Below are 25,661 nucleotides of genomic sequence, written 5' to 3' on the forward strand. Positions count from 1 at the left end.
CGAGGTGCCCCCGGCGCCACCCACAAAACTTACATAGCAAGGCACCGGCAAGGCACCTCGCACCCCTCAACTGCCCAAACCGCCAGGCGTAAGCGCCGTGGCGTGGGCAGGCTTGTCACCCATCCTTCAACTCATGACAGAGGAGCCGCCATGCAAGGTCGTCTCCCTGACCGCATATCCGGGAATTCCGCATCGGCGCTCACGCGCCGCCGGCCGGTCAGGGAGGCGCTTGGCTCAGGTCTGGCCGGCCTTGATCCGGACATCAGCGGGCGGGGCCTGATAGCGCTCGAAGGCGTCGAGCAGGGTCGTGACCCGGTCCGAGACGAACAGGGCGCCGCGGTGTTCCGGAGACAGAAAGCCCTGGCTCGTCATCTTGTCGAGGAAGGCGACGAGCTCGTCATAATAACCGTTGACGTTCAGCAGGCCGACCGGATGACGGTGCTGGCCGAGCTGGGCCCAGGTCCAGATCTCGAACAATTCCTCCATCGTGCCGATGCCGCCGGGCATGGCGATAAAGCCTTCGGACAAGCGCACCATCTTGGCCTTGCGGGCATGCATGGATTTGACGACGTGCAGCGCGGTCAGCTCCATATGGGCGATTTCCTTGAGGGCAAGGAATTCCGGTATCACGCCGACCACCCGGCCGCCGGCGGCGAGTGTGGCGTCGGCGATCCGGCCCATCAGCCCAACCCGGCCGCCGCCATAGACCAGTTCGATCCCGCGCAGGGCCATGACCTCGCCGAGACGGTCGGCGGCCGCGAGAAAGGCCGGGTCCTGGCCGGCATTGGAGCCGCAATAGACGCAAATCGATTTCATGGCGAACCCAATGGTTTGGAAACGAACGAGCAGGCCTTATCCTGCCGGCCCATCGTCTGGAGGCAAGCATGAAACAGGTCGCAGCCCTGATAGTCGCGCTGCTGGTGATCGGCAAGGCACAGGCCCAGATTGCGACGCCGGTCGTGCTGCCATCGCAGATGTGCTGCGGCTATTTCTTCGTGCCGGTGACGTTGGCGGTGCGCGATGGCGAGACGGCCGAGGCGCGGACGCTCTGGTTCCTCTACGACACCGGCGCCTCGGCCAGTTATGTCGACCCCGACAGTCTCGAGCGCGTGTCGGGACAGCGGCTGGCCAGCGGTGTCCGCGCCAGTTTCGGCGAGGTCACGACCGGCACCCTCCGCCTGAACGGCTTGCGGGCACGGGTCCGCGATCTCGACCACCTGTCGATCGCGCTGGGCCGGGAGATTGACGGCATCCTGGAATTCGACGCCTTCGAGGACGTCTTGCTGACGCTCGACTATGCCGCCCGCGAGATGCGGGTGGTGTCCGGCGAATTGCCGCGGCCGGACAATGTCACCATTTTTGAGGCGGACGGCCCCGATATGCGCCCCTGGATCCCGGTCGGTTTTCCCGGCGGCGAGCGACGGCGGCTGCTGATCGACAGCGGCGCCGCGCTGAGTTCGGTCGTCCTGCGCAATATCGCGCGCTATGACACGGTTGAACCGCCGCGCGCGACCGGGGCCTCGGTCCGCTTTTCAGTCGTCGAACCCCGGTCTTCAGCGCGGATGAGCGGAGATTTGCGGATCGGTGATCATGAGCTGGAACAACCGGTTATCCAGTCGACGCCCGAGAGCGAATTGATCGGCGGCGCGGTGATGCGGCATTTCAGCTGGACCTTCGACCAGCGCCGCGAACGGGTGCAGGTGCTGCGCAACGACCCGTCCGTGCCGATCAGGTTTGCCCCCTTGATCACACACGGCCTGGTCCTGGTGCCCGAGGGTGACGGCATGCGGGTCGCCACCGTGATCGCCAATTCACCGGCATCGGATGCCGGGGTCGAAACCGGCGATTTCATCACCCATTTCAACGGCAGCGAGATGCGCACACGCAACTGCGATCTCGGCGGCGAGCCACCGGCCACGCTCGACCTCGACCTGATCCGCGACGGCGAAGCAATGGCGCTGCGGCTGACCCTCTACGCGCTGGTCGACTGAGCCTGGCAAACATGCGCCGCCATCGCCCGGATCGCGGCGATGATGCGGGCCGGATCGGCGTCATGGGCGCGCTCACCAATGGTGATTTCAAGCGCCGGGACAGGATCCCTCTCGAAATGCCAGAAACGGTTTCCGAGCCAGACACCGGTCGCCTCGGCGGCCGCATCACGCGCCGCTTCGGCGGTTGTGACATCACAATCGAGGCGGACATGCATCATGTTCACCTGCGGCGGGTTCGGCGTGAGGCTCAGCCCATCCACCTCGCCAACGCCGGCGGCGATTTCCCGGGCGCGCTCAACAAAGGCCGGCAGCTTGCCGAGGCGGAGATCCAGCGCCCGCAGGGCGTCGGGCACCATCGGCCAAGCCGAAACCAGGCGGCCGCCCATCCGCGCCAGCCAGGTTTTCGCGGCGTCGATGAAGTCGCTGTCGCCAGCAAGCACCGCCCCGCCGGAAGCGCCGAGATCCTTGTAGAAGGAGACATAGACCGAGGCGAAACCATCGCAGATTTCCGGCCAGTCACGCCCCGGCCAAGCCGAAGGCAGACCCCAGATCCGGGCCCCATCCATGTGCAGCGGAATACCCGCAGAGGCGGCGCGCGCCTTGAGCGCGACCAGCCCGTCCCAGTCCGGCAGGGCACCGCCATTATGACGCTGCGGCAGTTCAACAAAGGCGCAACCCGCCACCGCCGGCAGATCATCAGCCCGCAAGGGCCGCGACCAATCGCCGATTTCAAGCGGAGTCAGGCCATGCAAATGGATGTGACCCTCTTCCTCGTGCAGGGCCAGGTGTGAGGTTGGGTGCAGGGCGAGTCGGGCGTCGTCACTGGCCGCGCAATGCAGCCGTGCCGCGACGCCCTGCGCCATCGTGCCGGTCGGGAACCAAGCCGCCGCCGGCTTGCCCAAGAGCTCGGCCATGCGTGCTTCCAGGCGCGCCACGCTGTCGCCAGTCAGATAGGCTTCCGGCCCCAGACCTTCGCGGCGCATCCAGCGGGCGACCGCTTCCAGGCGGTCGGCCGGATCGCCATCATGATGAAAGGGGAAGCCGAGATCGAGGTCGCAGCGCGCTTTTAGCGCCACATTCATTCCGCGGCGCCGGCCAGCAAACCATTCAAGCTGTCAGCAGACCAGCCGACTGTCACAAGCGTGCCCGCTTCGATCACCGGACGCTTGATCAGGGTCGGATGGGCGATCAGCACACCGGCGGGATCCGCGGTCGCGAGCTCTCTGTCCTCCTCGGACATGTTGCGCCAGGTTGTGGAACGCGTGTTCATCAGCGCCTTGGCACCAACGGCATCAAGCCAGTCCGGCACTTTCACGACGAGGTCGACATCCTCGCGAATATCATTGAACTGATGCCCCAGACCGGCTTCGTCCAAGGCCTGGACGGCCTTCTTGCAGCTGTCGCAATTCTTCAGTCCGTAAACCGCCAATCCCGTCACATTCCACTCCCCCAACTGTCACCGCCACTGATTACTCGGCGGCTTCCACACTGTCACGTTCCGCCCGCAATTCCGCGGCACGCGTTTCAACCATGTCAACAATATGCTCGACCATCTCCTCATTGGAGACATTGTGGTCGGGGCGGCCGGACACATACATCTTGCCACGTCCGGCACCACCGCCGGTAAAGCCGAGATCGGTCATCAGGGCCTCCCCGGGTCCGTTCACAACACAGCCGATGATCGACAGGGAGATCGGTTCCGAAATATGGGCCAGACGGGCTTCCAGAGTCTCCACGGTGCGGATCACGTCGAAGCCCTGACGGGCGCAGGACGGGCAGGCAATGATATTGACGCCGCGGGTCCGCAGGCCGAGCGATTTGAGGATGTCGAAACCGACCTTGACCTCTTCCTCCGGTTCCGCCGACAGCGAGACCCGGATCGTGTCGCCGATCCCGGCCCACAACATCGAACCGATGCCGATCGAGGATTTCACCGTGCCGATCCGCGTGCCGCCGGCCTCGGTCACGCCCAGATGAAGCGGCGCATCGGTGGCTTCCGACAGGGCCTGGTAGGCTGCCACGGTGAGGAATGGGTCAGAGGCTTTGACCGAGATCTTGTAGTCGCGGAAGTCGAGATCATCGAGGATGCGGGCATGGTCCAGCGCGCTCTCGACCATCGCCTCGGGACAGGGTTCGCCGTATTTTTCCAGCAGGTGGCGTTCCAGCGAGCCGGCATTGACGCCGATGCGGATGGCGCAGCCATGGTCGCGAGCGGCCTGGACGACATCGCGCACCCGGTCCATCGAACCGATATTGCCCGGATTGATACGCAGGCAGGCGGCGCCGGCCTCGGCCGCCTCGATGCCGCGTTTATAGTGGAAATGTATGTCGGCAATCAGCGGCACATTGGCGGCCTTGGCGATCGTCTTGAAAGCCGCCGTCGAGTCCTCATCCGGACAGGAGACCCGCACCAGATCGACACCCGCCTCTTCACAGCGCCGGATCTGGTCTATCGTGGCACCGGCATCAGAAGTCGGTGTATTGGTCATGGTCTGGACGCTGATCGGGGCATCGCCGCCAACCTCGAGCGGACCGACCATGATCTTGCGGCTCTTGCAGCGCTCGATCATCCGCCAGGGGCGGACGCTGCGCGGATCGGAGCTGGTTTGCGACATCGACACTCTCCCGTCACGGCATCGCCCTGTAACGGCACGCCGGGAATATGGAGTGGATATAGCGAGTCTGTGGCCGCTGTGCGACCGGGGTGCGGCAAATTACTGCGGCTGGACGTCGTCCACATCAGCCTGCGCCATCACCGGCAGATTTTCCACCGGCATGCCGGCATCCCCCAGCAGGCCGACCCTCTCGCCATCGCGTTCGATCTCAATGGCACCGGCATTGGCCGCCGACACCGTCAGGCCGGGTTCCAGTGCCCGATAAACCTCGCCGACCGCAAGCTCCCGCGAGAACAGGATGCGACCGGATGCATCACGCACTTCCAGCCAGGTCGGCAGGACGGCCCGCATCACGACCTGCCCGGAGGCCGCCGCAGCGTCACCCAGCGGCAGGCCGGACCAGATATCGTCGACATTGACCGCAACGCGGCCGGTTTCAAAATCGGCCCGCGCCCAGTCCGGCGCCGCATCCGGCGGCGAAGGCATATTGGTCAGGGTGCCGCCACCGGCAAATTCCTCGGAATACCACCAGGCTGCGCCGGCCACAGCGGCCAGGATCAACAGGGCACCAAAGGCGCCGCGCGGCAGCTTGATCGGCTCGCGCGTCTTGGTCGCGGCTGTTGGCTGGGCACGGCCGGTCTCGGTATCGACCTCGCGCTTGAACTGGTCGACCATACCGCTGGCATCAAGATGCAGGAAATTGGCATAGGTGCGCAGATAGCCGATCGCATAGGCACGCGCCGGAAGTCCGCGCGGATCCATGGTTTCCAGCGCTTCGAGATAGTCGGCACGGACGCGGGTACGCTCGGCTGCCTGTGACAGGGTGAGATGAAGTTTCTGGCGGGCGTCGCGCAAGCGTTCACCGGCAGACAAGTGGACGTATCCGACGCCGTCATCGGAATAGACCGCGTCAACGGGAACAAAGTCCGCACTGGGCGTCTGACTCACCATCACCATACCGCCGCTCATCCTTGCCGGAGCGATCGTCACTCACAACGCGTCTGAAAAGGAAAAATCCTTAACGCGGCGCCATAAGATCAAATCCCACGTCCATTTTCAATGGCCTCGCGAGGCAGTCCGGCCTTTTCTCCCGCCTCGATGAGGAGGGGACGCAGGCTGTCCACGGGCTTGTCGAGATGCTTCGCAAGCCAGGTGCCAAGTTTTCCGGCATCGAGTCCGGAGACGAGTTTCTTGATCGGTCCGATATTGCCTGATGCCATGGAAAGACTTTGATAACCAAGCCCGATCAGGACTGCAGCCTCAAGCGGCTTGGCGGCAATTTCACCGCAAACCGAGACCGGTGTGTCGTGTTTTGCGCACAGGTCCCGGACATGTTTGAGCAGGTTCAGGGCAGCCGGAGCGAGCACATCGTACCGTTCCGAGACACGCGTATTCTGTCGATCCGCCGCATAAAAATATTGCATCAAATCGTTGGCACCGACCGAAACGAAGTCAACATCGTCGAGCGCATACTGCAGCGCCCAAGCCATGCCCGGGGTTTCCAGCATGATGCCGCAGCGAACCTCGGACGGCAGGTCATGGCCCGATTGCGTCGCGTGCCGCAATTCCTTGTTGAGCATCTCCCGCGCCGCCCGCGCCTCCCACGGCGCCGCGATCATCGGGAACATGACATTCAACGGTCGACCGGCCGCCGCCAGGATCAAGGCACGCAGCTGATAACGCAGCAGGCCGGGACGATCGAGGCCCATCCGGATGGCCCGCCAGCCCAGCGCCGGATTGGGTTCGATGGTCGAGGGGGCAAAGGGCGCCACCTTGTCACCGCCCAGATCGAGCGTGCGGAAAATGACCGGCTTGTCGCCCGACGCATCGAGCACCGATTTGTAGACCGCCGCCTGGGCCGACAGACGCGGCAGGGTCTCGGCAACCATGAACTGGAACTCGGTGCGGAACAGACCGACCCCGTCGGCGCCGGTTTCTTCCAGGGCGGTCAGCTCGATCAGCAGGCCGGCATTCATGTGCAATCCGATCCGCTGACCATCTGCGGTGACCGACGGGCCGCGCAGTTCGGCATAGGACAGGCGACGCTCCGACAGCGCCACGACCCGGGCCTCGTAAGTCTCGACGACGTCGGGCTGCGGACGGATGTGCAGGATGCCGAACTCACCGTCCAGGATGACCGGATCGCCATTCTCGGCCCGATCGAGTGCGCCCTCCAGGCGGCCGACCAGCGGAATGCCCAGCGCCTTGGCGACGATGGCGGCATGCGAGGACGCCGACCCCTCCTCCAGGGCGATGCCCTTGAGCTTGGCACGATCAAAATCCAGCAGTTCGGCCGGGCCTATATTGCGGGCGATGATGATGGCGTTGTCCGGCAGTTCCAGCGCCGCGCCGGCGCCGTCGAGATGACGCAGGAGCCGGTTGGCGAGATCTTCCAGATCGTGCAGCCGCTCACGAAAGAGCGGATCGGACGCCTTCATCAGGCGGGCCCGGTTCTCATTCCGGACCCGTTCAACGGCGGCTTCAGCCGTCAGGCCGCGGCGCACGGCTTCCAGCAAGCGTTCCAGCCAGCCACGATCATGGGCAAACATGCGATAGGCCTGCAGCACATCACGCGTCGGCCCGCCAAAGGGAATGCGGCCACCTTCCAGCATCTCGTCGATCGAGCTGCGCAGGGAGCTGATCGCCGCATCAAGACGTTTTTCCTCGCTCGCCGGATCGTCAGCAATCAGGCGCGTCGATTCGACATGCGGCTCGAACAGGACGGCCACGCCCTGCGCCACACCGCCGGAATAGGCACCGCCCTGGAAACGTTCGGGGCGTGACTGACGGACATCAAGGCCGGCCATTTCCTCGGAATCGAGAATGTCGCCGGAGGCAACAATTTCGGCCAGCACCATGGCGACCGTCTGCAAGGTCTCGATCTCGTCACCGGCAACCTGGCGCTCGACCGAGGTCTGGGCCGTCAGCACACCGACCATGCGACCGCCGCGCAGGATCGGCACGCCGACAAAGGTGTCGAACGGTTCCTCACCGGTTTCCGGCTTGTAGGAGAAGGACGGGTGAGCCCGTGCATTGGAGGTCGCCAGCGGCCGCGCCCGGCGCGCCACCAGGCCGACAAGACCTTCGCCCGGCTGCAGGCGGACCGAATGCACGGCCGCGCGCTTCAGGCCGTAGGTCGCACACAATTCCAGCGCGTTGGACTGGCGCGACAGATAGATCGAGCAGACATCCCAGCCGGCCTCTTCCGCGATCAGCGCGGTGAGGTGATCGAGACGCGCCTGCGCATTCTCCTGCACCGCCATGAGCAGACGCATGCGCTTGAGGAGATTGCGGGGATCCCGGGCCGGTTTTGTCGTCATGTCTTCCATGCCTACACCTGATCCAAACCATAGGCCGCATGCAAGGCCCGCACAGCGCGCTCGACCGCATCATTCTCGATCAGCGCCGAAATCTTGATCTCGGACGTGGCGAGGACCTTCACCGTGATATCGTGATCGCCCAGCACCGCAAACAGCGAGCGGGCGACATCGGCGCGTTGACGCAGGCCGGCGCCCACCACCGATACTTTTGCCAATCCGGTCTCGGTCGAGATCCGCACGCCCGTCATCGCCTCTTCCAACGCCGCCTGCGCGCGATCGAGATCACGGTGAGCGACAGAAAATTCCAGGGCCACCATGCCGGGCTGGCGGGCATGGGCCTGTACGATCATGTCGACCCCGACCTCGGCCTCCGCCAGCCGCGCGAAGCAGCGGGCTGCCATGTCGGACCGGTTGGAGGCGCCATGCAAGGCGATCCGGGCCTGATCCCTGGCATAGGCAACGCCGGACACCAGGCGGCGTTCCGCGATATCCTTCTCGGCCACCACGTCGGTGCCCTGGCTTTTTCCAGCTTCGAGGAAGGAAGATAACACACGCATCGGCACAGACCGCGCCTTGGCGAATTCGACCGAGCGGGTCTGCAGGACCTTGGCGCCCTGGGCTGCCAACTCCAGCATCTCGTCATGACTGATGGCGTCGAGCCGTTTGGCACCCGGTTCGATGCGCGGATCGGTGGTGTAGACGCCGTCGACATCGGTGTAGATATCGCAGCGAGCATTGAGTGCCGCCGCCAGCGCCGCCGCTGAAAGATCCGTCCCGCCCCGCCCCAGCGTGCGCACGTCGCCGGTCTCGGTGATGCCTTGAAAACCAGCCACAACGGGAATGATGCCGGCCGCGATGGCAGCCTCCAGCACCGCCGCGTCCAGGCCGGCGATGCGCGAGGCGCCGGGCGGACCGTCGGTGATCACCGGCAATTGCCAGCCCAGGAAGGATTGCGCTTTCAGGCCGCGTTCACGCAGGGCCAGTGCCATCAGCGCCGACGAGACCTGCTCACCGGCTGCCAGGGCCACATCGGTCTCGCGATCGCCCAGCCCGCTGCCGAAAGCGTCGGCGAGGCCCAGGATACGGTCGGTTTCACCGGCCATGGCAGAGACCACGACGGTCATGGTTTCACCGCGTGACGCCGCATCAGCGACCAGTCCGGCCGCGTGCCGGATGCGCTCGACCGTTCCGACCGAGGTGCCGCCAAATTTCGCCACGACTCGCGTCATGCTGCCTGTCCCTTGCGCTTCCCCTGTGAGCCGGTGGCGAGCATAACGTCGCACCGGTCTCGATTAGGCGCACCGTTGGGGCCATATTAGGGCTGAAGCGGGGCGCCACGCTGGCGGTTAGGTAAGCGCGAAGCCGTCCGCACGCAACGCCTGAACGCAATCAGACGCGGTTTCCCCCGCGAGGAGAAAAGCATGACCACCGCTGCCGCTCCGCAGACGCTGAACCGTCCCTCGATCGACCCGGAAGAGGTCGAGAAATTCTCGCGCATCGCCGCCGAGTGGTGGGATCCGGACAGCAAGTTCAAACCGTTGCACAAGTTCAACCCGATCCGGCTCGGCTTCATCCGGGACACGATCTGCGAGCATTTCGGCCTGTCCGGTGACAAGCCCCTGACCGGTCTGCGCATTCTCGATATCGGCTGCGGCGGCGGCCTGGTCTGCGAGCCCATGGCCCGTCTCGGCGCATCGGTCACCGGCGTTGATGCCGCCGAAGCCAATATCAAGACCGCCAGCGTCCACGCCGCCGAACAAGGCCTTACCATCGACTATCGCCACGGCGTGGCCGAACAGCTGATCGAACAGGATGAACCCCAGTTCGACGTGGTGTTGAACCTGGAAGTCATGGAGCATGTCGCCAACCCGCACACTTTCCTGGTTGATTGCGCCCGTTTGGTAAAGCCCGGCGGACTGATGGTCTGCGCCACGATCAACCGCACCTCGAAAGCCTTCGCCCTGGCCATTGTCGGCGCCGAATGGGTGATGGGCTGGCTGCCGCGCGGCACGCACCGTTTCCACAAGCTGGTCAAACCGGCCCAGATCCGCGCCGCCCTCCGGGAAGGCGGGATGAACCTGCAGGCACCTGTCGGGGTCAGCTACAATCCGCTTACCGACCAGTTTTCACTCGGTGACGACACCGCGGTGAACTACATGATGGTGGCGGAAAAGCCGGCAGGCTGACGCAAAAAAAAGCGGCGCCAGCGTTGACGCTGGCGCCGCCCGGGGCCCCGCAGCGGACAGGGGACTAGCGCCCGCTGCGGCCTTCGAAGCGCCAGTGGCCGGAGCCGTCACGGCAGCTTTCGAAATCGAAACGCTGGTAGTCACCATCACGTTCATAGACTTCCGCATGACCCGAGGCGCATTCCTGGCCGTGGCGACGATAATGACGCTCCGGCCGGACGACACCGCGGCGACCACTGTCCGGATTGTGCCAATAGGCGGCCCGGCGCTGGTCGAAGGCCTCGTATTGCGCATAGCTGAACTGACCGCGATCACACTCGGTCCAGCGGCTGCCGACGGAAGCCGACAGGACGGGCGCTCCGCCAAGGCTCAAACCCAGGCCCAGACCACCGCGACGCTGCGGCTGGCAAGCCTCGCGATAATAGCGAAACTCGTGCCGGTCATAGCCATGCTCGTAATAGCTCGCGTGATAATCCCGGCTGGCCGATTGGCCCTGGCTGTAGCCGAAGCTCCAGCTCGACTGGGCCAGCGCGGCAGGCGCCGAAGCGGCTGCCGTGCCAAGGGCCGTCAGGACGGCAATTTGTTTCAGGTTCAACATTGGATCCTCCTTCAAGAACGCGGTGGATATCTGGACAACGCAGCGGCACCGGACTTTCTTCCATGCCGCTGCAAATTTCCTCATGCGGACCGGCCGCGCGGGCGGGTCAGCTCACGGGCGGCGAGGATCAGGCCAAGGATCAGCAGGGCCGCGATACACAGCGGCAGACCGTGCTCAACCGCCGCACCGGCGACACGGCGCACGGGACCAGGCGCGTCCGGACGGTTTGCCGGTGCCGGATCAACCGACCGGGCGCCGGTCGTCTCGCGAACGATTTCGGTACGCGTCTCGACCCGGGTCGAGCGCGACGGCAGGGGCGCCGGCGCTGGTGCAACATAGACCGTGCGGCTCTGGCGCACGGCGGGCGCCGGTGTTGAGACCGCAACACGCGGCGCCGGTGTTTCGACCGACACGTCCGGGGTTTCCGGAATATCAGCCCGAACCACGGCGCCCGATTGCGGTGCCGGCAACGAGGTCGTCTCGATGCGGGCACGCGCTTCACCAACGCGGTCGCGAACAGCCGGCTCGACCCGTTGCGGCAGGCTCGGCGTCGTACCCGGTTGAACCGCAGCGTCGGCGGCTGCGTGCGCATCGGCTGCCGCGCTGGCACCAACAACCCGTTCGGCAGACGTATCGGCCACGGCGGCGGCGGAGGCTTCGGCCCCGGCCTGTGCTGAAGCCGACGCCTGCGGTGCCGCATCTTCGGCGGCTTGGCTGGCACGACGGGCCGCCCGGCGGGCCCGGTCGGCGCGCATCTGGTCGATCCGCGACAGACCATTGCCAACACCCCGAACATCGGCCGAATCGAGCGTCGGGTCGAGACCAAGCTCAGTGCTCTGGCGGACCGACCCGGCGGTTTCCGTCACACCGCCCAGCTGCGCCTGGGCGCCGGCTGTGGCAACGATCAGAACGAGGGTTGAAACAGTGAGGGTTTTCATCATCAGTCTCCCTTGATTGGCCCGCCCGAAAGCAGGCTGTCAGGGAGAGAACGACCGCGGCCCCGGATTTATTCCAACGCCGGACTTATTCGGTGCGGACAGCGGTCAGAGCGGGGGTCCGGCGGATCACTCCAACGCCATAGACTGTGTCCCTGCCGGGTCGGCCTGCATCTTCGGCCCGGGCCGTGAGCATCGTCATCGCTGCGTTCATGGCACCGGCCTGTGGCCGGTCATGCCCGGCCGCGATCAAGGCCGCGATTTGCGGGGCTGCAAAGGAGGTTCCGCGAACCTCGTCCACCCCGTCCGGCAAGGCTGCCACCGGCAGGTCACGCCCCTGAACAGCGAAATCCACATGCTCACCGCGGCAAGCCTCGGGCAGGACACGGCCGCGTTGATCGACCCCCGTCACCCCGATCACTCCGGGATAGGCAGCCGGAAACAGCGGATCGGCCCGCGGCCCGTCATTGCCGACCGCCGCGACCACCACATGCCCGCGCTCGACCAGCATCGCGATGACAGAACGCAGCAGGGCATTGTCCGGGCCGACCAGCGAGACATTGATCACCCCGACCTCGACCTCGGCCATCCAGCCCAGGGCTTCCAGCAGCGCCTCCAGCGAACCGCCGGTCGGACCGCTGCCGTAAATGTCAGCCGCATACAGCGTGTCGTCGGCACGGCCGACCATCAGAGACGCCACCGCCGTGCCATGCGGCGCGGCCTCATAGACCCCGTCGTGAAAGGCGCGGGCTTCGACGCGGACGGCCGCCAGTGCCGGATGTCCGGCCGCTACCCCGGTATCGACCAGACCGACCCGGAGGCCGCCGGGCGGGCGGCGCGTCATGCCCGGTGGCTGCGCCGCAATGCCGGACCGGGAATAAAGATGGTTGAAATCATGCACGCCCGCCGGATCAATCTGCCGGGCCAGCGCCAGGGCGCGCACGGTCGAGAGACCGACGGGCACACGCAAGACATAGACCCGCATCGGCAGCCCCCCGAGCTGTCGTTGCCGGATGATGCCGAAGCCGGCATCCAGCAGACTCGCCAGCGCGGCCTCATCCGAGACCAGCGTGGTGATCTGGTCGCGCAGGATCACCGAGCGGTCCGGACCGCGTTCGAGCACATCGCGGTTTCGGCGCAGCAAGCGATCGAGCGTGTCCTGTCTGACATCTTCGAGATCCTCGACGGCCCGATCGAGCGTGTCGGGCAGGCGGTCACGCAAACGGTCGGTGACCGGCAGGTCGGGCAGGCCGACCGGCAATTGTGCCCGTGCCATCCCTGACACGGTCAGGCTGACGAGCAGCATGATCAGTCCTGTTGCGCGCATCGACATCACAATCCTCCTGATTGCCCCCTCCTGCTTGCTCCGGAGTATAACGCATGGAAGAAACACTTTCTTCCAGACGTTGATGGAGTGGGAATGGGTAAGCGATCCGCCCGGCTCGAAAACGAGATGATCGAATATCTGCCGCGCATGCGGCGGTTTGCGCGCTCGCTGTCACGCGATGCCGCCGATGCCGATGACCTCGTCCAGCTAACCGTGGAGCGCGCCCTGACCCGCCTGGATCAATGGCAGGACGGAACGCGCCTGGACAGCTGGATGTATCGCATCATGAAAAACGCCTGGATCGATGAAACCCGCCGCCGTCAGCGTCAGGGTCGACACCTCGCCCCGCCGGAGGCCGGCGAGAGCGTCGGCGCCGAGGACCCCGATTTCGACAAGCGGATACGCGCCATGTCGGTCGAGCGTGCCATGGCCACCCTGCCCGACGACCAGCGCATCGCGGTTGGGCTCGTCCTCGTTGAGGGCCTGTCCTACAAGGAAGCGTCCAATGTGCTCGACGTGCCGATGGGGACGCTGACCAGCCGGCTCGCGCGTGGCCGCAAGGCGCTGGAAGCCCAACTCAATCCCGACAGTGTGGAGGCAGGACATGATGATTGATGATGAAACCCTGATCGCCTTCCTCGACGGGGAGTTGGACGAGGCGGAGATGGAGCGCATCGCCGTCGCGATCGACGCCGACCCGGCGCTGACCGACCGCCTGGAGCGGCTGCAGCTGAGTGACCAGGCCGTCCGAGAGACCTATCAGCCGATTGCCGAAGAGGCCGTGCCCGATCACCTGATCGCCGCCGTGCGGCAGGCAGATCGCGACACGGCGCCGGACAGCGAGACCGTCCTGCCCTTCCAACGCCCGACCGGTGACCGCCCCTCGCGCCCCGCCTGGCAGGCCTATGGCGCGATCGCTGCCAGCCTCGTCATCGGGGTGTTGATCGGCAGCCGCTTTGGGCTGACGGAGCCGGCCCCGCTGCATTTTGAAGGCGACCGGCTGATGGCCGGCGGGGTGCTCGCGACCGCGCTCGACCGCCAGGCCTCCGGCGCTGTCGGCGAAGGCGACACCCATGTCCAGCTCAGCTTCGCGACGGACGCGGGCGGGTATTGCCGGGCCTTCCAGCAAGGTGGAACGGCGGGGCTGGCCTGCCGCGAAGACGGTCGCTGGGTGGTTGAACTGACCGCGCCCGTCCCGGCCGGGTCAAACGGTCCGATCCGTACCGCGTCAACGGCGCTGCCGACCATCCTGCTGGAGGCGGTCGATGCCCGCATTGCCGGCGAAACCCTCGATGCCGAGGCCGAAGCCGCTGCCATCGAAAACGGCTGGTCCGGCGATCCGGATTAATTCGCCTTTTTGGGCGGGGTCGGCGCCAGCGCGTCCGGGAGCGGGGTGACGGGCACCCCGTCTTCGCTCAACGCTTTTGTGTCCGACAACGAGGCCTCGCCATAGATCAGCCGCGCCGGCTTTTCGCCGTCATGCATGGCCCGCGCCTCACTGGCGAAATCCGTGCCGACATAGTCGTAATTCTTGCGGATATGGGCTTTCACCTTCGACGCCATCTCGGCCATGCGATGTTCACTCGTCGCCTCCCGCTTGCGCGAGGTGGCAACCGCCGGCGCCGCGAGCGCCTTTCTCACCTGCGTCGAACCACAATGCGGACACTCGACAAGACCACGGGCGCACTGATCGTCGAAACCGGCGGAGTCCGAGAACCAGGCCTCGAACGAATGGTCGTCGTCACAAAGAAGGGCGTAGCGGATCATGGGCGGCCTGTCAGAGCGGACCGCTCAGGGTGCGGTCATGCTGCAGCGCCGGAATGCGCTGGCGGGCTTCGGCGACCTTGCGCAGGTCGAGCCGGGCGCGCAACAGGCCGGGATTGTCATGATCGAGTTCGGCAACCGTCTCGCCCCAGGGACCGATGATGATCGAATGCCCCCAGGTCTTGCGGCCATCGGCATGCTGCCCGCCCTGGGCCGGGGCGAGCACATAGCTGCCGGTCTCGATGGCGCGCGCCCGCAGCAGCACGTCCCAATGGGCGCGGCCGGTCGGCTTGGTGAAGGCAGCCGGCACGGTCAGCACCTCGGCACCGGCCTGCGCGAGGCGGCGATAGAGATAGGCGAAACGGACATCATAGCAGATCGACAGGCCGAGCTTCGCGCCGTCAATGTCATGCACGACAAGCCGGTCCCCGGCTTCATAATTATCGCTCTCGCGATAGGTCTCGCCCTGGCCGAGTCCGACATTGAACATGTGGGCCTTGTCATAGGTCGCTGCGATCGCGCCGGTCGGAGCGAAGAGGAAGCTGCGATTGGCAGCCCGGCGCTCGGCGATGCGGACAGCCAAGGATCCAATCAGGAGCCAGACACCCAGCTCCTTCGCCAGCGCCGCGAAGGCCGGTATCGCCGGATCATCGTCGGGCGTACACATCACGGCGAAGGCCGCGTCGGCGTCTTTTTGCACCAGATGCGTGGTTTCGGGCGTCGCGATGAAGCCGGCACCGTCAGCCGCCGCCGCACGGATCAGCGCACAGGCCGTGGCCAGGTTCTCCGCCGGGTCGATGCCCGAGCGCATCTGGATGAGGGCGACCTCCATGCCGGATCAGGCCTGCAGCAGGGCGTCGAGCTTGTTGCCGCGCTCAAGCGCCATCAGCTCGTCACAACCGCCGACATGCATGTCGCCGATGAAAATCTGCGGGAAGGTGCGACCGCCATTCGACCGCTGGATCATTTCCTGTCGCTTGGACTGGTCGAAACCGGCATCAATCTCGTCAAACTTGACGCCCTTCTGCTTGAGCAAGGACACCGCACGCGCGCAATAGCCGCACATCGGGCGGGTGTAGATGGTTATGTCGGCCATGAATTCACTCCGGATGATCCGTCTTAGATAGTGGGATCGGTTTCGCGTACAACTCGGCACAATGCCACAACCCGCACCGAGGCGGCACCGGCGCGTTTCAGCTGCCGGGTACACGCTGTCACAGTCGCGCCCGTGGTAACCACATCATCGACCAGGACCAGATGCCGCCCGGCAAGCCGCGACGGGTCGGTGACCGCGAAAGCGGCGGCCATGTTGCGGCGACGCATGCGGGCGGTGCGCCCCGCCTGACTGGGGGTCGGACGTTGCCGGACCAGGAGGTCGGTCCATATCGGCAATCCAGTCAGCGGTGACAAGGCCCGGCACAACAGCGCCGACTGGTTGTAGCGGCGGGCGATCAGTCGGCGCCAGTGCAGGGGCACCGGCACCAGCGCATCGGCGCCCTCAAGGCAATCCGCCCCGGCCCGCGCCATCCAGCGCGCGAACTGGTCGACCATCTCACGCCGGCTGCCATGCTTGAAACCGACCACCAACGGGCTGGCCACACCGTCATAGGCCAGGGGCGCACGGGCCCGGTCATAACGCGGCGGATTGGCAACACAGCCGGCACAGACTGACAGCGACGCCGCACCGCCGCCACCCGGGTACGGGAACGGCCAGCCGCAGGTGTCACACCAGGGCGCGTCGAGAAAATTCAACCGTCGCCACAGATCCGGTGCCAGATGGCCGACCCGGTCGACCGTCCGGCCGGTCATAGGGCAGACCGGCGGCCAGGCCAGGTCAGCCAGTCGTCGCCCGATTGCCTGCCATCCTGTTTCCCGCACGCCTGCCCTCCCCTCCGTCCGCTCCATCCGCGCCACCGCGATGGTTCAACCTGCTTTTCCTGCATGCTGCCCCTTTTCCGACCGCCGGCCAGGGGGCATATCCGCGGGATGACAGCCAACACGCCGCCCGCCCTGTTTGACCGCGACCTGCTGCGACGCCGCCGCGACCGGTCGGCGCGCACAATGACAGATTACAACTTTCTCGCGCAACGATCATTTGACGACATGGTCGACCGGGTCGCCAGCGTGACCCGTGATTTCGACCGCGCTGCAATTCTGGGCGGCGGCCCGGGCCTGCTTGCTGCCGATACTGCCGCCGTGCTGCGGACCAAGGTGAAATGGCTGTGCCGCGCCGACCTGTCGCCACGCATCACGACCCGCCTCGACGCCCCGGCTCTCGCCCTCGACGAGGAATGCCTGCCCTTTGCCCCGGAAAGTCTCGATCTGGTTCTGGCGCCCTGGGGGCTGCACTGGACCAATGATCTGCCCGGCGCCCTGGTCCAGATCAATCATGCCCTCAAGCCGGATGGTTTCTTTGCCTGCGCCCTGCCCGGCGGCGCGACCCTGACCGAATTGCGGCAAAGCCTGATGGCCGCCGAGGGCGAGCTCACCGGCGGTGTTTCAGCGCGCGTCTCGCCACTCGCGGGAACCTTCGATATGGCGGCCCTGCTGCAACGCGCCGGCTTTGCCATGCCGGTTGCGGATATTGACCGGGTGACCGTGCGGTATGACCACATCTTCGCACTGATGGCGGATTTACGTGGCATGGGAGAAACCTCGGTGTTGGCGGATCGGCCGCGCAACCCGGCGAGCCGCGCCCTGTTTGCCCGGGCCGGCCAGATCTATGCGGACCGTTTTGCCGACCCGGACGGACGCATCCGGGCGAGCTTTGAGATTATCCACGCCGCCGGATGGGCTCCCCATCCCGACCAGCCCAAACCGAAACGGCCCGGCTCGGCCACACACAGGCTCGCCGACGCCCTCGGGACACGCGAAAGATCACTGGGTGAAAAAGCCGGTCGCTGACCGCCACCGGCGCGCGGCTAGAAAACCGCGGAGATCGTGTCCCACACGCCGATCAAGGCGGGAGCGAGAAGCGAGAAGGCGCCGATCAGCATCGTCGACACCACGACCGCAATGAAGGCGTATTCGATCGCCGTGCCACCACGCTCATCGCGACAATATCGGGACACAAGCGCGCGCATCTAGAGACGATCCCTCAATTCGGCCGCCAAGGGCAAATCGGCGGCGGGCATCGGGTAGTCGCGCAGTCTTTCCTTGCGGACCCAGGCCAGTTCCTGGCCCTCATTGGGCTGCGGGAACCCGTCCCAGGTGCGGCAGAGGAAGAAGGGCATGACGATATGGAAGTCGTCATAGGGGTGCGAAACGAAGGCAAACGGGTGCAGGCACCGCTCACACGGTTCAACGCTCAGCTCTTCCCGCAATTCGCGAACCACAGCCTGCTCCGGCGTCTCTCCCGGCTCGATCTTGCCGCCCGGGAATTCCCAAAGCCCCGCCATTGATTTGCCCTCGGGCCGCTTGGCGATGAGGATGCGACCATCGGCATCCAGCAAGGCACATGCGGCAACATAGAGCACCGGTTTGGGGCTACGAGCCGTCATACTTCCACATCTCCCTTAAGGACCTGTGCAGAAAGGCGGTTAATTCCAGCCTATCCGGGTTCGTCGGAATTGAGGTTTTCTTCAGGCTCCGGCGACACCACCCCCTCTTCACCAGCCTCGTCCGGCGGCGCAAGCGCGAGCGACAGGTCGGCCCGTTCGATTTCGGCCTCTGACCGCAGCCCTTCGATCAGGGCCTCCAACTGGTCGAACGTGTAAAAGCGGATAATGTTGGGTCGCAGCGCCTCCAGCGAAGGCGGCGGCTGACGGCGGCGGTCGACCACGGTCAGGATGTGCCAGCCGAACTCGGACTGGAAGGGCTCGGACACCACACCTTCCTGCGTCGCAAAAGCGACGGCACCGAAAGCGGGCAAAATACCCTCACGCGAGAAATATCCCAGATCCCCGCCCTCAAGCCGGGTCGCCTGGTCCTCGCTCATGGCGACAGCGAGCTCGGCAAAATCCCGGCCTTCGTCAAGCAGGGCCTTGATCGCCACCGCCTCGTCTCGCGTCTGCACCAGGATGTGGCGGGCACGCACCTCTTCGCCGAGCGGGATGAGGCGGATCTGCTCCTCATAAATGCGCTGGATGGTTTCATCGGTCACGGCGTCGGCCAGCGCGGTCTCGACCAGGACATTGCCAAGAATGCGTTCCTCGGCCAGGGCAAGCCGGCGACGGGCCTCCTCGGACTGGTGCAGGTCGCGGCGGCGGGCTTCGAGGGCCAGCAGGCGCTGATCGATCAATTCCTCGAGCACCCGGTCAAATTCCTCCGACCCCATGGCTGGCGGAACAGCGGTCGAATCACCCTGCTGGGCCAGCGCTTCGCGTTCGACATCCGAGCGCCGGATCATCGTGCCCTCGACCCGCGCCACGACGGGATCAGCCTCATCCAGCGCAAGGACCGCAGCGCCTGAGTCGAAATCCTCCACCGTGCGCCGCGGTTCCGGGCCGCAGGCGGCGCAAGTTGCAGTCAGCACAAAAATGCAAAAGAGCCTGAAAACAGACACCTGTAGCGCCTCATCTGTAAAAGGCGCGGGGCAGAGTTGCCGCGCGGCTTGATTGACAGTTACACCCCTCATCCTTAAGTCACCCTGACGTTTCAAAGCAATGCTGTCGTCCCCGGCGAACGGAACGAAACCTGGGCGCCGGACGCCAGCTGCCCAGTAGTTCGCAAAGCCTGATCCACATGCTCTCCATTGCCCGCAAGCTCTTCGGAACCGAAAATGATCGCAAAGTCCGCCGTCTGCGGCCCGCGGTCGAAAAAATCACCGCACTGGAGCCGGAGTTCGAAGCGCTCTCCGACGACGCGCTGAAAGGGAAGACGGTCGAATTCCGGGCCCGTCTGGAAAACGGCGAGAAACTCGACAATCTCCTGCCCGAGGCCTTCGCCGCTGTCCGTGAAGCGGCCAAGCGCGCGCTCGGTCTGCGCCCTTATGACGTCCAGCTGATGGGCGGCATGGTGCTGCACGAAGGCTCGATCGCCGAGATGAAGACCGGTGAGGGCAAGACCCTCGTCGCCACCCTGCCCTGCTATCTCAACGCGCTGCCCGGCAAGGGCGTGCACGTGGTCACGGTCAATGACTACCTCGCCACCCGCGACAGCGAATGGATGGGCCGGGTCTTTGCCCAGCTGGGCATGACCACCGGCGTCATCGCCCACGGCATGACCGATCCGGAACGCCGCGAGGCCTATGCCTGCGACATCACCTACGCGACCAATAACGAACTCGGCTTCGATTATCTGCGCGACAACATGAAATACTCGACCGAGGAGATGGTGCAACGCGGTCACGGCTTTGCCATCGTCGATGAGGTCGACTCGATCCTGATCGATGAGGCGCGCACCCCGCTGATCATCTCCGGCCGGACCGAGGATCGCACCGAATTCTACAAGACGATCAACGAGCTGATCCCGCTGATGGGCGAGGAGTGCTACGAGATCGACGAGAAGGCCCGCACCATCCTTCTGACTGAAGAAGGCAACGAGGAAATCGAGCGCCTGCTGCACGAGCGCGAACTCCTCGCGGAAGGCGACCTCTATGACGTCGAGAACATCCAGGTTGTCCACCACGTCAACCAGGCCCTCAAGGCGCACAAAATCTTCGTGCGCGACAAGGATTACATCATCAAGGACAATGCGGTTGTCCTGATCGACGAATTCACTGGCCGCATGATGCCGGGCCGCCGCCTGTCCGATGGCCTGCACCAGGCGATCGAGGCCAAGGAAGGCACCGAGATCCAGCCGGAAAACCAGACCCTCGCCTCGGTCACTTTCCAGAATTATTTCCGCCTCTACGACAAGCTCGCCGGCATGACCGGTACGGCGCTCACCGAGGCCGACGAATTCTTCGACATCTACAAGCTGGCCGTGGTCGAGATTCCGACCAACAAGCCGATCGCCCGGATCGACGAGGAAGACGAAGTCTACCGCACGCTGGAAGAGAAATACGCCGCCATCATCGACGAGATCGTCGATTGCCAGGAGCGCGGCCAGCCGGTCCTGGTCGGCACGGCCTCGATCGAAAAGTCGGAAGTCATCGACCGGCTGATGAGTGACAAGGCCCTGTTCAAGAAGATGCTGGGCCATCTTTATCCCAAGGACGAGGCGGCCAAGGCCGAGTTCGAAAAATCAGCCCGCCCGGTCGAGCGCACGCTGCCGGAAATGCTCAAACTGATCCCGCTCGAGCACCAGGTGCTCAATGCGCGCTATCACGAGCAGGAAGCCTTCATCGTCGCCCAGGCCGGTGTGCCGGGTGCGGTGACAATCGCCACCAACATGGCCGGTCGCGGTACCGACATTCAGCTTGGCGGCAATCCCGACATGCGTCTGGATGCCTGGAAAGCCGAACAGGAAGCCGCCGGCAAAACCCCGACCCAGACCGAGATTGATCGCGAGATGGACGCCATCAAGGCCGACATCGCCGAGAAGAAGCGCCACGCACTCGATGCCGGCGGACTGTATGTCCTCGCCACCGAACGCCATGAAAGCCGCCGCATCGACAACCAGCTGCGCGGCCGGACCGGTCGCCAGGGCGATCCGGGCCGCTCGAAATTCTTCATCTCGGTGCAGGACGATTTGCTGCGCATCTTCGCGCCGGAGCGTCTCGACACCATCATGCGCACGCTGGGCATGAAGGAAGGCGAGGCGATTCAGCATCCTTGGATGTCCAAGGCGCTGGAGACCTCGCAGCGCAAGGTCGAGCAGCGCAATTTCGACATCCGCAAGAACGTCCTCAAATACGATGACGTGATGAATGACCAGCGCAAGGCGGTGTTCGAACAGCGCATCGACTTCATGCTCTCCGACGATGTGGCCGAAGTCATCAAGGACATGCGCCAGTCCACGGCGGAAGACCTGGTGACCGCCCATATCCCGCCCAAGGCCTATGCCGACCAGTGGGATATTGCCGGCCTCAAGGAGCAGCTGCAGAGCGAATTCGGGCTCGACCTGCCGGTCGAAGCCTGGGCCGAGGAAGAGGGCATTGCCGACGAGGAAATCCTCGAACGCGTCTCCGCCGCCGCCGACAAGGCCTATGCCGAGAAGGCCGCCAATGCCGGTCCGGACCTGATGCGCCGGATCGAGAAATCCATCCTGCTGCAGGCCATCGACATCAATTGGCGCGAACACCTGCAAAATCTCGACGCCATGCGCTCGATGATCGGCCTGCGTTCCTACGCCCAGCGCAATCCGCTCAACGAGTTCAAGACCGAGGCCTTCAACCTGTTCGAGCGCATGATGGACAATCTGCGCGGCGAAGTGACCCGGCAGCTGATGCTGATCCGCTTCGAACGCGCACCGGCGCCGCCAAAGGAACCGGAAGGCCTGACCGCCACCCATATCGATCCGCGCACCGGCCGCAATGAGATGGCGGATCCGGGCGATGGACCGGTCGCGCCGCGTATTGCGCCGACCCAGCGCCGGGTCTCGACGCCGGTCAACGCCAACAAGCCGGAAACCTGGGGCCGGGTCGCCCGCAATGCGCCCTGCCCGTGCGGTTCCGGCAAGAAATACAAGCAATGCCACGGTGCCATCGACAACCCGCCATCGGCGTGACCGGAGCGGTCGGTGAGCCCTGTCCGCCTCCGCCCCGCTCGCCCCGGTGAGGAAGACGCGCTCTCCGAGCTGTGCCTGCAATCAAAGGCGCATTGGGGTTATGACGAGGTCTTCATGGCCGAGGTCGCGCCCTATCTGAAAGTGACGGCCGAGGACATCGAAGCCGGCCACACCACCGTCGCCGAGCTTGATGACGGCACCCCGCTGGGTGTCTGCCAGATCGATCCCGGCGGCCATCATGGCACGCTCGACCTCTTGTTCATTACCCCTGCTGCCATCGGCAAGGGCGTTGGCCGCGACCTGTTCGAGGACGCCAAGGCCAAGCTCAAGGCCCGCGGCGAAACGGTCATGACCATCCTCGCCGACCCCAATGCCGAAGCCGCCTACATCCACATGGGCGCCCGCCGCGTCGCCATGCGCCCCAGCGATGTCTTCAAGGGCCGCGAGCTGCCCTGGCTGGAAGTGGTGCTTTAGTCGCGTCCCAGCGGGCGTTCACGATAGGTCGCGACCAGAAAATCGATCAGGGCCCGGACACGGGCCGAATGCTCCCGATGCCCCGGATAGAGCACGTGCAGTGATCGCGGCTCGCTCTCCCACCTGTCCAGCACGCGCACCAATTGCCCGGCCGCCAATTCCCGTTCCGCCAGGAATGCCGGGACGAGCGCAATCCCCTGGCCGCGGACCAGAGCCGTCACGATGGCGATTGAATTGCTGATCCGCATCGGGCCGTTAAACCCCACTTCGACCTCGGCCCCGTCCCGGCTAAAACGCCAGACATCAGGCACGGCGGCATGGCTGTAGGCGAGGCAGGCATGGTCGGTGAGCTGATCGGGCGAGGTCGGCGTCCCGCGGCTCTCCAGATAGCGCGGTGATGCCACAAGCCAGCGATCCATGGGCGTCAGCCGGCGTCCGCGCAGCGAGGAATCGGCCAACGGTCCGGCACCGCGGATGGCCAGGTCGAGTCCGTGCTCGACAAGGTCGACCTGACGATCATCAAGCAGGACATCCAGCGTGATCTCCGGATATTGCTCGCGGAAGTCGACCAGCCGGTCGGTCAGGTCCGCCAGTCCCAGCGACATGGGCGCCGTCATCCGGATTCGTCCCCGCGGCGCCACGCCCGCAAGACCTGCCTGATCGTCGGCTTCGGTCAGCGTGTCGAGTATGTGGACGGCATTGCGGTAATAGTCGCGGCCGGCATCGGTCAGGCTCAACCGCCGGGTCGTCCGGACCAACAGGGCGACGCCGAGATGCGATTCCAGCTGCGCGACATGTTTCGAGACCGACGCATTGGACAGGCCAAGGTCGCGGGCAGCCGCTGCGAACCCGTCCAGCTCGACGACGCGGCGGAAGGTATTGAGCAGGAGAAAGCGATCCATAATTCACCCAAGCGAAACATTGAGGTGAAGACTATGGCAATTATCGAATTCCAGCGAAACCCGTACCTCTCCACCTATCGCGGCCCTGCCGCCCCGCATTGGAGAGAGACATGCCCCGCTTCCTGCACCTCGATCGCGTCGCCATCCCCGCCTTGCTTGCTCTTGTGGCAACATCTGTCGGGCAAGCCCAGCAGGTTGGCCACAGTCCCTGGGGCGCCGATGACGAGATCGGCCGCCTCAATGACATGACCGATGCCAGCCGTGCGGCCATCCTTGGCCGGATCAAGGGCGGCACAAGCTATGACCTGGCCGTCGAATATTTCATCGGCATGCCCAGCTGGCAGGCGGCGGGCGACCCGCATTACCGGCTCTGGATGACCCACACACCGCGCGGCACCGCGATCGACGATCCGCTCGGCGTCGGGGACGGCGTCAACGCGCATGTCAGCTATTCCGGCTCGGCGGTCAGCCTCTACACGCATACAGGCACCCATATCGATGCACTCAGCCATTTCGGAATTGATGGTCGGATCTGGAACGGTTTCACCGCCGACGAGCATCTTGGCGATCGCGGCTGGCAACGGGCCGACGCCGGCGCCTTGCCGCCGATCATTGCGCGCGGCCTGCTGGTCGACCTCCCGGCCCTGTTCGACATCGACAGGCTGGAACCGGGCTATCGCGTGACCGCCACTGATATCGCAGCGGCCCTGGACGACACAGGTTTGACCATTCGCACAGGCGATGTCGTCCTGATCCGCACCGGCTGGATGCAGGATTTCGAGGATGCAGAGACCTACATGACCAACGCGCCCGGCCTCGGCATGGACGCCGCTCGCTACCTCGCCGATGCCGGCGCGATGGTGGTCGGCGCCGACAATCTCAGCTTCGAGGCCTTCCCGTCCGAGGTCGAGGGCAATTACGTGCCCGTCCACACCTTCCTGCTGGCCCAGTCGGGCATCCCGATCCTGGAAGTGGTCAATCTTGAAGGCCTGGCCCGCGATGGCGTGCATGAATTCGCCTTCATTGCGGCCTCGCTGCGCCTGCGGGGCGCCGACGCGGCGCCCATGCGGCCGATCGCCCTGCCGGTGGAGTGATGGTCATGCCGCGTCTACCGGATATCGCCCTGACCGCGCTCGCCCCGGCGATCTGGGGATGTTCCTACCTGGCCATCACGCTGAGCCTGCCGCCGGATCATGCGCTGGGCATTGCGGCGCTGCGCGCGCTGCCGGCCGGCCTGCTGCTCCTGCTGTTCGTGCGCCGGCTTCCGCGTGCCGAATGGGTGATCAAGCTCGTCATTCTCGGCGCCCTCAACTTCACGGTCTTCTGGAGCCTGCTCAACATCGCGGCCTATCGCTTGCCCGGCGGCATCGCCGCGACGGTCGGCGCCATCCAGCCGCTGTTCGTCATCGCCCTTGCACGCCTCGCATTATCCGACCGTATCCGCTCTCGCCAGGTCATTGCCGGCCTGATGGGCCTCACCGGTGTTGCCCTTCTGGTCCTCACCAGTCAGGCCCGGATCGACGCGGTCGGCGTGCTCGCCGGACTGGGCGGCGCGGCGGCCATGGCGGCCGGCAGCGTGCTCACGCGGCGGTGGCAATTCCCGGTCTCGCCGCTGACGCTGACGGCCTGGCAGTTGACGGCGGGTGGTGTCCTGCTGGTTCCGCTTGCTCTGCTGGCCGAAGGCGGGCTTCCACCGATCAATGCGCTGACGCTGGGCGGACTGGCCTGGCTCGCCCTTCCCGGCGCCGCCCTGACCTATTGGGTCTGGTTTCGCGGCCTCGCCCTGATCGGCCCGGCCCGGGCCACCCTGCTCGGCTTCCTCAGCCCGATGACCGCGGCATGTCTTGGCTGGGCGGTGCTGGGCCAAAGCCTGTCAGCCACACAGATTGGCGGCATGCTGGTCGTGCTGGCCAGTCTCTGGCTGAGTCAGACATCCCCGCCGCCGGGCACGCGGGTTAGCAGCGCCGAGACGGAGCTGTAGCATCACGACGGACGGGA

General features: G+C 65.2%; 27 protein-coding genes. 9 read left to right on the plus strand and 18 right to left on the minus strand.

Annotation, left to right across the window (positions count from 1 at the left end; genetic code table 11):
- Positions 1–234 precede the first annotated feature (234 nt).
- A complete protein-coding gene (locus AWH62_RS04875) occupies positions 235–816 on the minus strand; it encodes a TIGR00730 family Rossman fold protein (protein ID WP_075189374.1) in 582 nt (193 codons plus the stop codon).
- A 68-nt stretch (positions 817–884) separates the two neighbouring features.
- Between AWH62_RS04875 and AWH62_RS04880 the strand changes: the two genes are divergently transcribed.
- Complete coding sequence (locus AWH62_RS04880; protein ID WP_075189375.1) at positions 885–1,991, plus strand: PDZ domain-containing protein; 1,107 nt, start codon at positions 885–887, stop codon at positions 1,989–1,991.
- On the opposite strand, the gene AWH62_RS04885 is transcribed toward AWH62_RS04880, so the two are convergent.
- From AWH62_RS04885 to AWH62_RS04910, 6 genes are all read right to left on the minus strand, one after another.
- The gene (locus AWH62_RS04885) at positions 1,973–3,073 is read right to left on the minus strand and encodes a low specificity L-threonine aldolase (protein WP_075189376.1); all 1,101 of its coding nucleotides are present in this window, start codon (positions 3,071–3,073) and stop codon (positions 1,973–1,975) included. The genes AWH62_RS04880 and AWH62_RS04885 overlap by 19 nt on opposite strands.
- On the minus strand, positions 3,070–3,429 hold the full coding sequence (locus AWH62_RS04890; RefSeq protein ID WP_075189377.1) for an ArsC/Spx/MgsR family protein: 360 nt from the start codon (positions 3,427–3,429) through the stop codon (positions 3,070–3,072). The genes AWH62_RS04885 and AWH62_RS04890 overlap by 4 nt, the downstream gene beginning before the upstream one ends.
- Before the next feature lie 31 nt (positions 3,430–3,460).
- Positions 3,461–4,606: a flavodoxin-dependent (E)-4-hydroxy-3-methylbut-2-enyl-diphosphate synthase gene (gene ispG / locus AWH62_RS04895; protein WP_075189378.1), complete on the minus strand. Its 1,146-nt coding sequence runs from the start codon at positions 4,604–4,606 to the stop codon at positions 3,461–3,463.
- 99 nt (positions 4,607–4,705) lie between these two features.
- Positions 4,706–5,563, minus strand: coding sequence for a helix-turn-helix domain-containing protein (locus AWH62_RS04900; RefSeq protein WP_233128257.1), 858 nt, complete (start codon positions 5,561–5,563; stop codon positions 4,706–4,708).
- Between the two features lie 80 nt (positions 5,564–5,643).
- The gene (gene ptsP, locus AWH62_RS04905; RefSeq protein WP_075189379.1) at positions 5,644–7,935 is read right to left on the minus strand and encodes a phosphoenolpyruvate--protein phosphotransferase; all 2,292 of its coding nucleotides are present in this window, start codon (positions 7,933–7,935) and stop codon (positions 5,644–5,646) included.
- A 2-nt stretch (positions 7,936–7,937) separates the two neighbouring features.
- Positions 7,938–9,155 (minus strand): aspartate kinase, encoded by a 1,218-nt coding sequence (locus AWH62_RS04910; protein ID WP_075189380.1) that lies wholly within the window; start codon positions 9,153–9,155, stop codon positions 7,938–7,940.
- 192 nt (positions 9,156–9,347) lie between these two features.
- Between AWH62_RS04910 and ubiG the strand changes: the two genes are divergently transcribed.
- Positions 9,348–10,112 (plus strand): bifunctional 2-polyprenyl-6-hydroxyphenol methylase/3-demethylubiquinol 3-O-methyltransferase UbiG, encoded by a 765-nt coding sequence (gene ubiG, locus AWH62_RS04915; protein ID WP_075189381.1) that lies wholly within the window; start codon positions 9,348–9,350, stop codon positions 10,110–10,112.
- Between the two features lie 64 nt (positions 10,113–10,176).
- Here the strand turns inward: ubiG and AWH62_RS04920 are convergent, their stop codons facing one another.
- The 3 genes from AWH62_RS04920 to AWH62_RS04930 form a co-directional block, all read right to left on the minus strand.
- Positions 10,177–10,710 (minus strand): hypothetical protein, encoded by a 534-nt coding sequence (locus tag AWH62_RS04920; RefSeq protein WP_075189382.1) that lies wholly within the window; start codon positions 10,708–10,710, stop codon positions 10,177–10,179.
- A gap of 80 nt (positions 10,711–10,790) precedes the next feature.
- On the minus strand, positions 10,791–11,648 hold the full coding sequence (locus AWH62_RS04925) for a hypothetical protein (RefSeq protein WP_143742929.1): 858 nt from the start codon (positions 11,646–11,648) through the stop codon (positions 10,791–10,793).
- 85 nt (positions 11,649–11,733) lie between these two features.
- Positions 11,734–12,978 carry a S8 family serine peptidase gene (locus AWH62_RS04930; protein ID WP_083635016.1) on the minus strand — a complete coding sequence of 415 codons (1,245 nt, stop codon included), beginning with the start codon at positions 12,976–12,978 and terminating at the stop codon, positions 11,734–11,736.
- An 87-nt stretch (positions 12,979–13,065) separates the two neighbouring features.
- Between AWH62_RS04930 and AWH62_RS04935 the strand changes: the two genes are divergently transcribed.
- Together AWH62_RS04935 and AWH62_RS04940 are read left to right on the plus strand one after the other, a co-directional pair.
- The gene (locus AWH62_RS04935; protein WP_075189384.1) at positions 13,066–13,587 is read left to right on the plus strand and encodes an RNA polymerase sigma factor; all 522 of its coding nucleotides are present in this window, start codon (positions 13,066–13,068) and stop codon (positions 13,585–13,587) included.
- Positions 13,577–14,320 (plus strand): anti-sigma factor, encoded by a 744-nt coding sequence (locus tag AWH62_RS04940; RefSeq protein WP_143742930.1) that lies wholly within the window; start codon positions 13,577–13,579, stop codon positions 14,318–14,320. Before AWH62_RS04935 ends, AWH62_RS04940 begins: the two co-directional genes overlap by 11 nt.
- Here AWH62_RS04940 and AWH62_RS04945 read toward each other — a convergent pair.
- Genes AWH62_RS04945 through AWH62_RS04960 form a run of 4 tightly spaced genes read right to left on the minus strand, consistent with a single transcriptional unit; the run spans position 14,317 to position 16,614 of the window.
- Positions 14,317–14,739 carry a DUF1178 family protein gene (locus AWH62_RS04945; RefSeq protein WP_075189386.1) on the minus strand — a complete coding sequence of 141 codons (423 nt, stop codon included), beginning with the start codon at positions 14,737–14,739 and terminating at the stop codon, positions 14,317–14,319. The two genes, AWH62_RS04940 and AWH62_RS04945, sit on opposite strands and share 4 nt — an antisense overlap.
- Positions 14,740–14,749: 10 nt before the next feature.
- Positions 14,750–15,568: a carbon-nitrogen hydrolase family protein gene (locus tag AWH62_RS04950; RefSeq protein ID WP_075189387.1), complete on the minus strand. Its 819-nt coding sequence runs from the start codon at positions 15,566–15,568 to the stop codon at positions 14,750–14,752.
- 6 nt (positions 15,569–15,574) lie between these two features.
- On the minus strand, positions 15,575–15,832 hold the full coding sequence (gene grxC / locus AWH62_RS04955; protein ID WP_075189388.1) for a glutaredoxin 3: 258 nt from the start codon (positions 15,830–15,832) through the stop codon (positions 15,575–15,577).
- Positions 15,833–15,855: 23 nt separating this feature from the next.
- Positions 15,856–16,614 carry a ComF family protein gene (locus tag AWH62_RS04960; protein ID WP_158025563.1) on the minus strand — a complete coding sequence of 253 codons (759 nt, stop codon included), beginning with the start codon at positions 16,612–16,614 and terminating at the stop codon, positions 15,856–15,858.
- A gap of 108 nt (positions 16,615–16,722) precedes the next feature.
- Between AWH62_RS04960 and AWH62_RS04965 the strand changes: the two genes are divergently transcribed.
- Positions 16,723–17,640 (plus strand): methyltransferase domain-containing protein, encoded by a 918-nt coding sequence (locus AWH62_RS04965; protein ID WP_075189390.1) that lies wholly within the window; start codon positions 16,723–16,725, stop codon positions 17,638–17,640.
- A gap of 17 nt (positions 17,641–17,657) precedes the next feature.
- Here the strand turns inward: AWH62_RS04965 and AWH62_RS16615 are convergent, their stop codons facing one another.
- The 3 genes from AWH62_RS16615 to AWH62_RS04980 are packed head-to-tail and all read right to left on the minus strand — an operon-like array spanning position 17,658 to position 19,162.
- A complete protein-coding gene (locus AWH62_RS16615; protein ID WP_083635017.1) occupies positions 17,658–17,819 on the minus strand; it encodes a Flp family type IVb pilin in 162 nt (53 codons plus the stop codon).
- Entirely contained in the window at positions 17,820–18,236 is a 417-nt protein-coding gene (gene mutT / locus AWH62_RS04975; protein ID WP_075189391.1) for an 8-oxo-dGTP diphosphatase MutT, read from the minus strand.
- 50 nt (positions 18,237–18,286) lie between these two features.
- The gene (locus tag AWH62_RS04980; protein ID WP_158025564.1) at positions 18,287–19,162 is read right to left on the minus strand and encodes a peptidylprolyl isomerase; all 876 of its coding nucleotides are present in this window, start codon (positions 19,160–19,162) and stop codon (positions 18,287–18,289) included.
- A gap of 257 nt (positions 19,163–19,419) precedes the next feature.
- Between AWH62_RS04980 and secA the strand changes: the two genes are divergently transcribed.
- Positions 19,420–22,287 carry a preprotein translocase subunit SecA gene (gene secA, locus AWH62_RS04985; protein WP_075189393.1) on the plus strand — a complete coding sequence of 956 codons (2,868 nt, stop codon included), beginning with the start codon at positions 19,420–19,422 and terminating at the stop codon, positions 22,285–22,287.
- Between the two features lie 12 nt (positions 22,288–22,299).
- Positions 22,300–22,761, plus strand: coding sequence for a GNAT family N-acetyltransferase (locus AWH62_RS04990; RefSeq protein ID WP_075189394.1), 462 nt, complete (start codon positions 22,300–22,302; stop codon positions 22,759–22,761).
- On the opposite strand, the gene AWH62_RS04995 is transcribed toward AWH62_RS04990, so the two are convergent.
- Positions 22,758–23,663, minus strand: coding sequence for a LysR family transcriptional regulator (locus AWH62_RS04995; RefSeq protein ID WP_075189395.1), 906 nt, complete (start codon positions 23,661–23,663; stop codon positions 22,758–22,760). The genes AWH62_RS04990 and AWH62_RS04995 overlap by 4 nt on opposite strands.
- 110 nt (positions 23,664–23,773) lie before the next feature.
- Here AWH62_RS04995 and AWH62_RS05000 point away from each other — a divergent pair, with 110 nt between their 5' ends.
- Positions 23,774–24,757 carry a cyclase family protein gene (locus AWH62_RS05000; RefSeq protein ID WP_075189396.1) on the plus strand — a complete coding sequence of 328 codons (984 nt, stop codon included), beginning with the start codon at positions 23,774–23,776 and terminating at the stop codon, positions 24,755–24,757.
- Between the two features lie 5 nt (positions 24,758–24,762).
- Complete coding sequence (locus AWH62_RS05005; RefSeq protein WP_075189418.1) at positions 24,763–25,644, plus strand: EamA family transporter; 882 nt, start codon at positions 24,763–24,765, stop codon at positions 25,642–25,644.
- Positions 25,645–25,661 lie beyond the last annotated feature (17 nt).

The organism is Maricaulis sp. W15 (assembly GCF_001924955.1).
GTDB lineage: Bacteria > Pseudomonadota > Alphaproteobacteria > Caulobacterales > Maricaulaceae > Maricaulis > Maricaulis maris.

Excerpts from the sequence above, each read along its gene's own strand:
- AWH62_RS04910 (WP_075189380.1), bottom strand. The coding sequence starts at position 9,155 with ATGACGCGAGTCGTGGCGAAATTTGGCGGCACCTCGGTCGGAACGGTC.
- AWH62_RS04945 (WP_075189386.1), bottom strand. The coding sequence starts at position 14,739 with ATGATCCGCTACGCCCTTCTTTGTGACGACGACCATTCGTTCGAGGCC.
- AWH62_RS04965 (WP_075189390.1), top strand. The coding sequence starts at position 16,723 with ATGACAGCCAACACGCCGCCCGCCCTGTTTGACCGCGACCTGCTGCGA.
- AWH62_RS04925 (WP_143742929.1), bottom strand. The coding sequence starts at position 11,648 with ATGAAAACCCTCACTGTTTCAACCCTCGTTCTGATCGTTGCCACAGCC.
- AWH62_RS16615 (WP_083635017.1), bottom strand. The coding sequence starts at position 17,819 with ATGCGCGCGCTTGTGTCCCGATATTGTCGCGATGAGCGTGGTGGCACG.
- grxC (WP_075189388.1), bottom strand. The coding sequence starts at position 15,832 with ATGGCCGACATAACCATCTACACCCGCCCGATGTGCGGCTATTGCGCG.
- AWH62_RS04950 (WP_075189387.1), bottom strand. The coding sequence starts at position 15,568 with ATGGAGGTCGCCCTCATCCAGATGCGCTCGGGCATCGACCCGGCGGAG.
- AWH62_RS04875 (WP_075189374.1), bottom strand. The coding sequence starts at position 816 with ATGAAATCGATTTGCGTCTATTGCGGCTCCAATGCCGGCCAGGACCCG.
- ispG (WP_075189378.1), bottom strand. The coding sequence starts at position 4,606 with ATGTCGCAAACCAGCTCCGATCCGCGCAGCGTCCGCCCCTGGCGGATG.
- ubiG (WP_075189381.1), top strand. The coding sequence starts at position 9,348 with ATGACCACCGCTGCCGCTCCGCAGACGCTGAACCGTCCCTCGATCGAC.
- mutT (WP_075189391.1), bottom strand. The coding sequence starts at position 18,236 with ATGACGGCTCGTAGCCCCAAACCGGTGCTCTATGTTGCCGCATGTGCC.
- AWH62_RS05000 (WP_075189396.1), top strand. The coding sequence starts at position 23,774 with ATGCCCCGCTTCCTGCACCTCGATCGCGTCGCCATCCCCGCCTTGCTT.
- AWH62_RS04995 (WP_075189395.1), bottom strand. The coding sequence starts at position 23,663 with ATGGATCGCTTTCTCCTGCTCAATACCTTCCGCCGCGTCGTCGAGCTG.
- AWH62_RS04930 (WP_083635016.1), bottom strand. The coding sequence starts at position 12,978 with ATGTCGATGCGCGCAACAGGACTGATCATGCTGCTCGTCAGCCTGACC.
- AWH62_RS04920 (WP_075189382.1), bottom strand. The coding sequence starts at position 10,710 with ATGTTGAACCTGAAACAAATTGCCGTCCTGACGGCCCTTGGCACGGCA.
- AWH62_RS04885 (WP_075189376.1), bottom strand. The coding sequence starts at position 3,073 with ATGAATGTGGCGCTAAAAGCGCGCTGCGACCTCGATCTCGGCTTCCCC.
- AWH62_RS05005 (WP_075189418.1), top strand. The coding sequence starts at position 24,763 with ATGCCGCGTCTACCGGATATCGCCCTGACCGCGCTCGCCCCGGCGATC.
- AWH62_RS04940 (WP_143742930.1), top strand. The coding sequence starts at position 13,577 with ATGATGATTGATGATGAAACCCTGATCGCCTTCCTCGACGGGGAGTTG.
- AWH62_RS04880 (WP_075189375.1), top strand. The coding sequence starts at position 885 with ATGAAACAGGTCGCAGCCCTGATAGTCGCGCTGCTGGTGATCGGCAAG.
- AWH62_RS04900 (WP_233128257.1), bottom strand. The coding sequence starts at position 5,563 with ATGGTGATGGTGAGTCAGACGCCCAGTGCGGACTTTGTTCCCGTTGAC.
- ptsP (WP_075189379.1), bottom strand. The coding sequence starts at position 7,935 with ATGGAAGACATGACGACAAAACCGGCCCGGGATCCCCGCAATCTCCTC.
- secA (WP_075189393.1), top strand. The coding sequence starts at position 19,420 with ATGCTCTCCATTGCCCGCAAGCTCTTCGGAACCGAAAATGATCGCAAA.
- AWH62_RS04935 (WP_075189384.1), top strand. The coding sequence starts at position 13,066 with ATGGGTAAGCGATCCGCCCGGCTCGAAAACGAGATGATCGAATATCTG.